Source organism: Celeribacter halophilus (assembly GCF_018860305.1).
Taxonomy (GTDB): domain Bacteria; phylum Pseudomonadota; class Alphaproteobacteria; order Rhodobacterales; family Rhodobacteraceae; genus Celeribacter; species Celeribacter halophilus_A.
This window is the reverse complement of record NZ_JAHKPE010000029.1, coordinates 95,752-104,092: the sequence shown is the minus strand read 5'-3', so window position 1 is coordinate 104,092 and position 8,341 is coordinate 95,752. Positions and strand designations below refer to the sequence as shown.

Below are 8,341 nucleotides of genomic sequence, written 5' to 3'. Positions count from 1 at the left end.
GATCTGCTGCTCGAAGGGGCGGTGGAAAAGGACGCGCCGGTGCTGTTCACCGATGCGGACGAGGCCGAGGCGGTCAAGCTCTTTGCCAACACCTATCTTGCCATGCGCGTGGCGTTTTTCAACGAATTGGACAGCTATGCGATGGCCGGTGGGATGGATACGCGCCAGATCATCGACGGCATCGGTCTGGACCCGCGGATTGGCGATCACTACAACAACCCGTCCTTCGGCTACGGCGGGTATTGCCTGCCGAAAGACACCAAGCAGTTGCTGGCGAACTACTCCGAGGTGCCGCAAAACCTCATTCGTGCCATCGTGGATGCCAACCGCACCCGCAAGGATTTTCTCTCCGACCAGATCATCGCGAAAGGCCCCAAAGTGGTCGGCGTCTATCGTCTGGTGATGAAGGCGGGCTCCGACAACTTCCGCCAGTCTTCGATCCAAGGCATCATGAAACGTGTGAAGGCCAAGGGCATCGAGGTGATCGTCTATGAACCGGTGATGACGGAGCCGGATTTCTTCGGCTCGCGGGTGGTCAATGATCTTGATGCGTTCAAGGCCGAGGCCGATGTGATCGTCGCCAACCGTGTGACAGATGATATCTCGGACGTGCCGGAGAAGATCTTCACCCGCGACCTGTTCCACGCTGATTGAGGAAAAGACCCATGCCCACAGCTCTTGTCACCGGTGCCGCCGGATTTATTGGCTCTTTCGTCTGCCGCAAACTGCTCGAAGAGGGCTGGCGCGTCATCGGGCTGGATTGCATGTCCGACTATTACGACGTGGCGCTCAAAGCGCGGCGCGAGGACACGCTTCTGGCCTATGAGAATTACCGATCAGTGCATGACAAGGTCGAAACACCCGGCCTGTTGATGTCGCTTTTCGAAGAGGAAAAGCCCGACGCCGTGATCCACCTCGCAGCCCAAGCGGGGGTGCGCTACTCCATCGAGAACCCGCGCTCCTATCTTGAGAGCAATATCGTCGGCACGTTTGAATTGCTCGAAGCGGCGCGGGCCTATCCGCCCAAGCACATGCTGCTGGCCTCGACCTCCTCGGCTTATGGCGCGAACACCGACATGCCTTATCAGGAGACGGTCAAGGCCGATCACCAGATGTCGTTCTATGCGGCGACAAAGAAATCGACCGAGAATATGGCGCACAGCTATGCTCATCTCTTTGATCTTCCGATCACCATGTTCCGCTTCTTCACGGTTTATGGCCCGTGGGGGCGGCCGGATATGGCGCTGTTCAAGTTCACCAAGGCGATCCTCGAAGACAAGCCGATCGACGTGTATAATTACGGCGATATGAAACGCGACTTCACCTATGTCGAAGACCTCGTTCACGCCATCCGCCTGTTGATCGACGCGGTGCCTGTGCGGCCCGAAAACGGAGAGGTGGAGGAGGGCGACAGCCTGTCCCCTGTGGCCCCTTACCGTGTGGTGAACATCGGCAACAATGATGCTGTGCAACTGGTTGATTTTATCGAAGCGATTGAAAACGCCACCGGCAAAAAGGCCGAGCGCAACCTGATGCCGATGCAGGCGGGGGATGTGCCCGCAACATGGGCCGATGCATCCTTGCTCAAACGGCTCACGGGCTATGCGCCGCAAACGGCGGTGCCCGAAGGCGTGGCCAATTTCGTGCGCTGGTATCGGCAGTATTACAACGCCTGAGGTCTGGCCTCTCGCAGGGTTTTGCGGCCTCCGACATGCTCTTTCAAAGGACGCATGTCGGGGGCCGTTTTCTTGTGGGGTGTCTCTTAAAGCGAAACGTTCGCCACGATTTAGATAAACAGCGGCACGAAGGCGATCATCAGATAGACGAAGAGCAGCACCGCGAGATAGGGCAGGACCGCGCGGGTGATCTTCTCAATGGGAAGCCGTGCCGTGGTTGAGGCGACAAAGAGGTTGATCGCCACCGGCGGCGTGACCATGCCGATGGCCAGACCGACCACGATGATGATGCCGAAATGCACCGTGCCAATGCCAAGCTGTGCTGCCAGCGGCAGGAGCATTGGCGTCAGGATGATGAGCGCGGAGGCGGTCTCCAGAAAGACGCCAGCCACAAGGATCACCGCCATCACCAGCAGCAGGAGCACATAGGTGTTGGACGAGAGCGACAGCGCGGCACTGGCGATCTGGTTCGGCACCTGCCAGCTCGACAAGGTCCAGCTCAGAACCGACGAGGCTGCGATCACGAACATGATGACAGAGGTGGTCACGCCCGCGCGGATGATGATCCGGTAAAGCTGTTTCAGCGTCAGGTCGCGATAGATGAACAGGGAGACGAGAATGGCGTAATCCACCGCAATCACCGCCGCTTCGGAGGGGGTGAAAATGCCGGAGAAAATGCCGCCGAGAATAATGAGCGGAGCCATCAGCCCCCAGCTGGCCGACAGAAAGGTGCGACCAATGGTTTTGAGGCTCAGGGCCGTGCCGCGCGGATAGGCGCGGCGGTGGCCTTGCAGCAGGGCGACAAAGATCAGGCCGACGCCCATCGCAATGCCGGGGATAAAGCCGTTGAGGAACAGATCGCGCACCGATTCCTGTGCAATCACCGCGTAGATGATCATGGGCACGGAGGGCGGGATCACCACGCCGATGGTGCCCGAGGCGGCAATCAGAGAGGCGGCGGAGGCGGGGTCATAGCCCTTGCGCTTGAGTTCGGGCACAAGGCTTGCGCCCACGGCGGCGGTGGTCGCGGCGCCCGAACCGGAGATCGCGGCAAAGAACATGCCCGCCAGCACCGAGACGATGGACAGCCCGCCTTTGATAAAGCCGAACATACTGTCGGCAAAGGCCACGAGACGTTTGGAAATCTCGCCCTGCGCCATGACATCACCGGCCAGAACGAACATCGGCACGGCGACAAGCGCAAAGGAATTGATGCCGGAGAACATCTGTTGCGGCACGACCATCAGCGGCACGCCGGACAGGTTGAGCGCGCTCATGGTGGCCGCCCCGATCACAATGGCGACGGGGATGCCCATGAGCAGAAAGAGCACGAAAAGACCGGCGAGAACGAGACTCATGAGGGATCTCCCTGCAATTCCTGCTCCAGATCGTTGTCGATCTCCACATGGGTCTCACGGAGCGGCGCACCGGCCAGAAGGCGGATCAGGTCGATCACGGAGAGCCCCGCCATCAGCAGCGCGGACAGCGGCATGACGGCATAGACATAGGTCATGCTCAGGCGGAGCGAGGGAGATTTCTGGAAACTCTGCATGTTCATGTATTGCCAGCCGATCTTGGCCAGCGTCACAAGAAACGCGATGGCAACAAGGGTCGCCACGCCGGAAACGATCCGGCCCAACACGGGCGGCAGGCTGTCACGCAACACCGTGACCGCGATATGCCGCCCCTGTTGATAGGCCAGCGCAGCCCCCAGAAAGGTGATCCAGATCAACAGGAAGCGTGCAACCTCCTCTGTCCAGCTCACGGAGGTGAAGAGCACCCGCGACACGATCTGTAGCGTGATCACCGCCGTCAGACCCGCCATCCCCGCGAAAACCACGGGTTTGAGCAGTGCCCCCACCTTTCTGTCAAGCCACGCCAGCCAGCTCAGCATCTTATTTCAATGCCTCTTGGATGCGCGGCAGGTAGTCACCGAATTTCTCGCCATATTTCGCGTAGACCGGTTGAACGGCGTCGGAGAATGTGGAGAGGTCTGCATCTTCGATCACGTTCATGCCCGCGGCTTTCAGCTCTTCAAGCTGTTCGCCTTCTTGCGCGGCATTGAGCGCGCGCTCGTATTCGGCGGCCTCTTGTGCAGCGTCGGCAATGATCTCTTGGGCGTCTTCGGAAAGCTGGTTCCATTTCGGCATGCCCATCACGAAGATCGCCGGTGCATAGCTGTGGCGCGTCATGGTCATGTTGGTCTGGGTTTCGTTCAGCTTGAAGGAATAGACCACGCCGACCGGATTTTCCTGACCGTCGATGGTGCCCTGCTGCATGCCGGTGAGGGCTTCGGTCCATGCCATCGGTACGGCGTCGGCGCCCAGTTCGCGGAAGGTGTCGATATAGACGGGGTTTTCCATCACGCGGATGCGCAGGCCGTCGAGATCGTCGGGCGTGGCCACGGGGCGTTTGGAGTTGGTGAGGTTGCGAAAGCCGCGCTCTGCATAGGCGAGACCTTTGAGGTTGACCTCTTCGAGGCGACCCAGAAGCTCCTGACCGATTTCACCGTCGAGAACGCTATAGGCCGCTTCGGGGGAGGGGAAGAGGAACGGCATTTCGAAAACGGCCATATCTTCGAGGAAGTTCGAAACCGGACCGTTGGTGATCACGCCCATGTCCACGGTGCCGATCTGCATACCCTCAAGCAGGGTGCGTTCGTCACCCAATGTGGCGTTCGGGAAAATCTCGACTGTGATGGCACCGTCGGAGCGTTCCGCGACCAGTTCCTGAAACTTCACGGCGGCGGCGTGGAAACCGTCCTGTTCGTTCACAACATGGGCGAGGCGCAGATTGACCGGATCAATTTCTGCCGCCAGAGACAGCGCGCTTGCACTCAGGGTTGCAGCTGCCAGTGCAGTTGCTTTCAAAAAGGTATTCATAAACGTCCTCCCAGACAGTTCAGATAAGGGCGTCCAAGATGCGCCCGTTTCAACAAACAATCCCAAGAGTCCCGTCTGGCCTTATATAGCTGCGGCAAAGTTCTCCGGATTGCAGATTTATTGCGCATATGGCTGAAAATATGGTGAAGATGCAAGCCGTCAGCCGGAAACCTGCGGCCCGCATACCGCTTGTGTGCTTTTCGCACAGGGGTTTGTGGCGGGGCAAGGCGCGGGCCTTGCGGAGATGCGGGCGTTTGGTCGGAGGTGAGGCGTCGCGCGGGGCGGTTTCGCTCGATATCGGTGTTGGGGTTTAACGAATAGTTAACCTTTACGGATCATATATCCGGCATGGCCTCACGCATCAAAGACAACCTCTTGAATAAAATACTGAGATTCTCCTATGCCGATCATCACCTGATCTGGCTCCCCCAGCAAAAGCTCGGGTATTTCCGCATTCCGAAGGCGGCCAATTCCTCCATCCGGTTTCAGTTGGCGAAAACCTTTCAGCTGACCGGCAAAAAGGGACAGCGGCCAAATCAGGACAAGTTCTGGGCGGAGCAGGACGAAACGCAGGCGGTGAACCTGACGCATGAGGAGTTCTTCGAGCGCACGGATCGCGATGATGCGTGGCTGTTCACCTTTGTCCGCCATCCGGTCACGCGGCTCTATTCCTGTTGGAACAACAAGATCATCGAGAACACGACGCTCGCGCGCGCGTTCAAGAAGATGGGTGTCGAACTGGGCATGGATTTTCCGAGCTTTGTGCAAAAGGTCTATGACGCGCCGGATGAAAAGGCCGATATCCATGTGCGGTCACAGGCGTCGATCCTGACCTGCGAGGGGCGACTCCTTCCGCATTTTGTCGGGCGTGTGGAATGTATGGAGGCCGACTGGGATCATGTGCGCTTTGAAACCTCCATTCGTGGCGTGGGTCTTGGTCCGCTGCGCCATGTCAACGCGCGACAGAAGGATGGCTTTGACCCTACGGACAGCATTCCGGCCCCGACGCTCAAGCTCATCAGGGAGCGCTACGAACAGGACTTCAAGCTGTTCTACCCGCGTGAGTTGACGAAAGATGAATGAAACAGGGCGCAGACCGGGGGCACGTGAGGCATGAAACCTCTTTCACGGAAAAACACCGCAGGCGTCCCTTGCGCCTTTGGCCCCATGAAACCTGACACGGCAGTTTTGAGGCAGTTTTAGAATGGTATTTACTCTTGCAGACGTGACGGTTGTTCTGCCGGCATTCAACGCTGAAACAACCCTTGGAGACACGCTCAGATCGCTTGAGCCCTCTCTGGCCGAAGGGATGTCGCTCCTTCTGGTGGATGATGCATCGACGGACCAGACGCCACAGATCATGACGCAATTCGCGGATCGTTGGAAAACGGTGCGCTTTATGCCGATGGAGAAAAATGTCGGTTTGGGACGTGCGCGCAATGCGGCAATGGATGACGTCGGCACCCCTTTGATGACCTTTATCGATGGTGATGACTGGGTCGGGGCGAGTTATTATAAAAACCTCGTCAGACGGTTTTCCGATTTCCCTGATCTGGATTTTGTCCGCTCGCATTATATCGAGTGCCACGGTGTCCGGCGCGTTCTGGTGCGTGCGGCCTTTCCCCTGTGTGACGCACCTTTTGACCCGAAGCTGGGCATTTTGCCGGACGACAGGTCCACGCTTGTCGATCAGCCTCATGCGTGGGCGGGCCTGTATTCCACGGAGTTTCTGAACCGCAATGAGATGCGATTTTTGCCCCTGCAGACGGCGGAGGACCGCAAGTTTGTCTGGGAGCGGCAGGTGCTGGTAAAGAAATGCCTCGTCGCTGAAGAGAGCCAGATATTTTACCGCAGAGGTAGTGGTAGCAGCTTGACGCAAATTGGTGACAGGAGACAGCTTGATATCATTCCCGCCCTGCTTGAGACGGCAACCTTTGTGATGTCTTGCGGGGAGCAAGCCTATGTCCCCAAATTTCTCCGGCAAGTGCTGGCTGTGACGGCCTATCACCTCAAGAATATCGATCGTCTTGATCCGGCTTTGCACCAAAGTTTCCGGACACAGGTCAGGTTTTTGTTGTCCTCATTGCCGGAGCGGGATTTGGGCGTCGCGCTCAAGCAGTTCGATAAAGCACGCGCGAAACTTATCGAGGAGGTCACGGCATGATTTTATGCGCAGCATCCACACCTTTCGCCTTGCGTGTTTTGCTCCATGCTCTGCAAGGCCGGCATGAGGATCAGGATAAGGTTCTCCTGATTTCGGACCTGTCCAATAGTCCGGAGGCTTCACACGATTTTTTCCGGATATTGAGCGCGCACAGCCTTGTAAATGAGACCTTTCAGAAGGTCATAGATCTCAATGTGCTTTTGGCACCGGTTCACCCCCGATCATGGTCGGCCCCAGGCACGGAGTTGGACCTGCTCGGATTGCAAAGCATTCTACTCTATGCGTTTGGCGCATCGGAAGTCACTGAGCTTTATGTAGATTCTCCGATCATTCCGCCTTCGAACACATTGATGAAGGTTTTCAACCGTGCGCGTATCAATATCTGTTCCGATGGGCTGATGACTTTCAGCCCAAGCCGGAGCCGGTTCCCTGCGACTGTTTTGTCGCGGATCAAGGGACTCTTCTACCCCGACCTCCTGCCCGGTGTGACGCCGCCTTTGCTCAGAGAGGCCGGAGTCGAATTGCACCCTCTGGGGATGGAGGGGCTGCGGGACACCTTCGAGGCTATGGATGCGGACGGGGCGCAGGACGGCGGTGTCGATCTTCAGGGGCGGCCCTTGTTCCTCGGTCAATACCTCTCCGCGCTTGACCTTATGAGTGCCGAAGAGGAAATCGCCCTTTATGCTGACGGTTTGGTGGCCTGTGCCGCGCGCGCGGGGTCCAAACGTGTGGCCTTCAAACCGCATCCCAGTTTCTCGGAAGGGATGCTGCACCAGTTGGTTCAGGCCCCTGCGCTTGCCGCGCTCGACGTGACCGTGATTACCTCGTCGCATTCCCTCGAAACGCTCTTGTTGCAAAGCCGTCCGGCCTTTGTGGCGTCGGTCTTTTCAACGGGGATGGCGATGGCCCATGCCATGTTCGGGATCGAGGCCTATCATTTCCGAACCGAAGCGTTTTTTGACCGGTTGCAGCCTTGGGAAAACAGCAACCGCGTGCCGGTGATGTTGTCCGCCCTGATGTATCCGGATTTGGAGGGGCGCGAGACGCATTATCCCCTGCGCGCCGAAGAGGTGCAGGCCAAAGTGGATATGTTGGCGGCCTCGATGCAGCCTAAGACGCTGGTGCCGGACAACAGTGCCCTGCTCAAGCTGCTCGGTCTTCCGATGACCCGCGAGGACAGGTTCGAGCGCACGGCGCGGCGAAAGCTCTTTGGCTATACGCCGGAGAACTCTCTGTCGATGGAGCAGGCGGCGCTGGCCGGTAAATCCTGGGAGGCGACCACACAGACGCCAGAGCGTCTTCGGGCGATTGATCGGGCGCGTCTGGCGCTCAAGGCGAAAGACTATGACATGGCTTTCGAGATCAGTCTGGAAGCCTACCAAAAGACGCCCACGTCGTCTTTGCATGTCGAGGTTCTGGAAAAGGCTGCGGCGCATCTTTCCGAGCTTAACAAGATCATTGCAAAGCGCGCGCGGCAGGACCTTGATGCGCTCAAACAGGCGGCCGAGGATACGCCACAAGAGGCGGCCCCCGCGTCCGATGACAGGCCGCGGAAGGTCAAAAGCACGTTTCTCGGACGCCTGCGACGCACCTAGCGGTAAGGGGGGGGGGGGGGGGGG

8 protein-coding genes are annotated in these 8,341 nt (G+C 58.3%); 5 read left to right on the top strand and 3 right to left on the bottom strand.

Annotated elements, in window-relative coordinates:
* Nucleotides 1-654, top strand: a 654-nt coding sequence (locus KO492_RS11140) for a UDP binding domain-containing protein (protein WP_289847581.1), incomplete at its 5' end; no start/stop codon positions are given.
* An 11-nt stretch (nt 655-665) separates the two neighbouring features.
* A complete protein-coding gene (locus KO492_RS11135) occupies nt 666-1,676 on the top strand; it encodes a GDP-mannose 4,6-dehydratase (protein ID WP_216045020.1) in 1,011 nt (336 codons plus the stop codon).
* A 110-nt stretch (nt 1,677-1,786) separates the two neighbouring features.
* Here the strand turns inward: KO492_RS11135 and KO492_RS11130 are convergent, their stop codons facing one another.
* The 3 genes from KO492_RS11130 to KO492_RS11120 are packed head-to-tail and all read right to left on the bottom strand — an operon-like array spanning nt 1,787 to nt 4,558.
* On the bottom strand, nt 1,787-3,034 hold the full coding sequence (locus tag KO492_RS11130) for a TRAP transporter large permease (RefSeq protein ID WP_216045019.1): 1,248 nt from the start codon (nt 3,032-3,034) through the stop codon (nt 1,787-1,789).
* Entirely contained in the window at nt 3,031-3,570 is a 540-nt protein-coding gene (locus tag KO492_RS11125; RefSeq protein WP_216045018.1) for a TRAP transporter small permease, read from the bottom strand. The genes KO492_RS11130 and KO492_RS11125 overlap by 4 nt, the downstream gene beginning before the upstream one ends.
* Nucleotide 3,571: 1 nt before the next feature.
* Nucleotides 3,572-4,558: a TRAP transporter substrate-binding protein gene (locus tag KO492_RS11120; protein ID WP_216045017.1), complete on the bottom strand. Its 987-nt coding sequence runs from the start codon at nt 4,556-4,558 to the stop codon at nt 3,572-3,574.
* A gap of 375 nt (nt 4,559-4,933) precedes the next feature.
* Here KO492_RS11120 and KO492_RS11115 point away from each other — a divergent pair, with 375 nt between their 5' ends.
* The 3 genes from KO492_RS11115 (at nt 4,934) to KO492_RS11105 (ending at nt 8,317) form a co-directional block, all read left to right on the top strand.
* The gene (locus KO492_RS11115; RefSeq protein ID WP_216045016.1) at nt 4,934-5,641 is read left to right on the top strand and encodes a sulfotransferase family 2 domain-containing protein; all 708 of its coding nucleotides are present in this window, start codon (nt 4,934-4,936) and stop codon (nt 5,639-5,641) included.
* 121 nt (nt 5,642-5,762) lie between these two features.
* The gene (locus KO492_RS11110; protein ID WP_216045015.1) at nt 5,763-6,722 is read left to right on the top strand and encodes a glycosyltransferase family 2 protein; all 960 of its coding nucleotides are present in this window, start codon (nt 5,763-5,765) and stop codon (nt 6,720-6,722) included.
* On the top strand, nt 6,719-8,317 hold the full coding sequence (locus KO492_RS11105) for a polysialyltransferase family glycosyltransferase (protein WP_303578288.1): 1,599 nt from the start codon (nt 6,719-6,721) through the stop codon (nt 8,315-8,317). The genes KO492_RS11110 and KO492_RS11105 overlap by 4 nt, the downstream gene beginning before the upstream one ends.
* Nucleotides 8,318-8,341 lie beyond the last annotated feature (24 nt).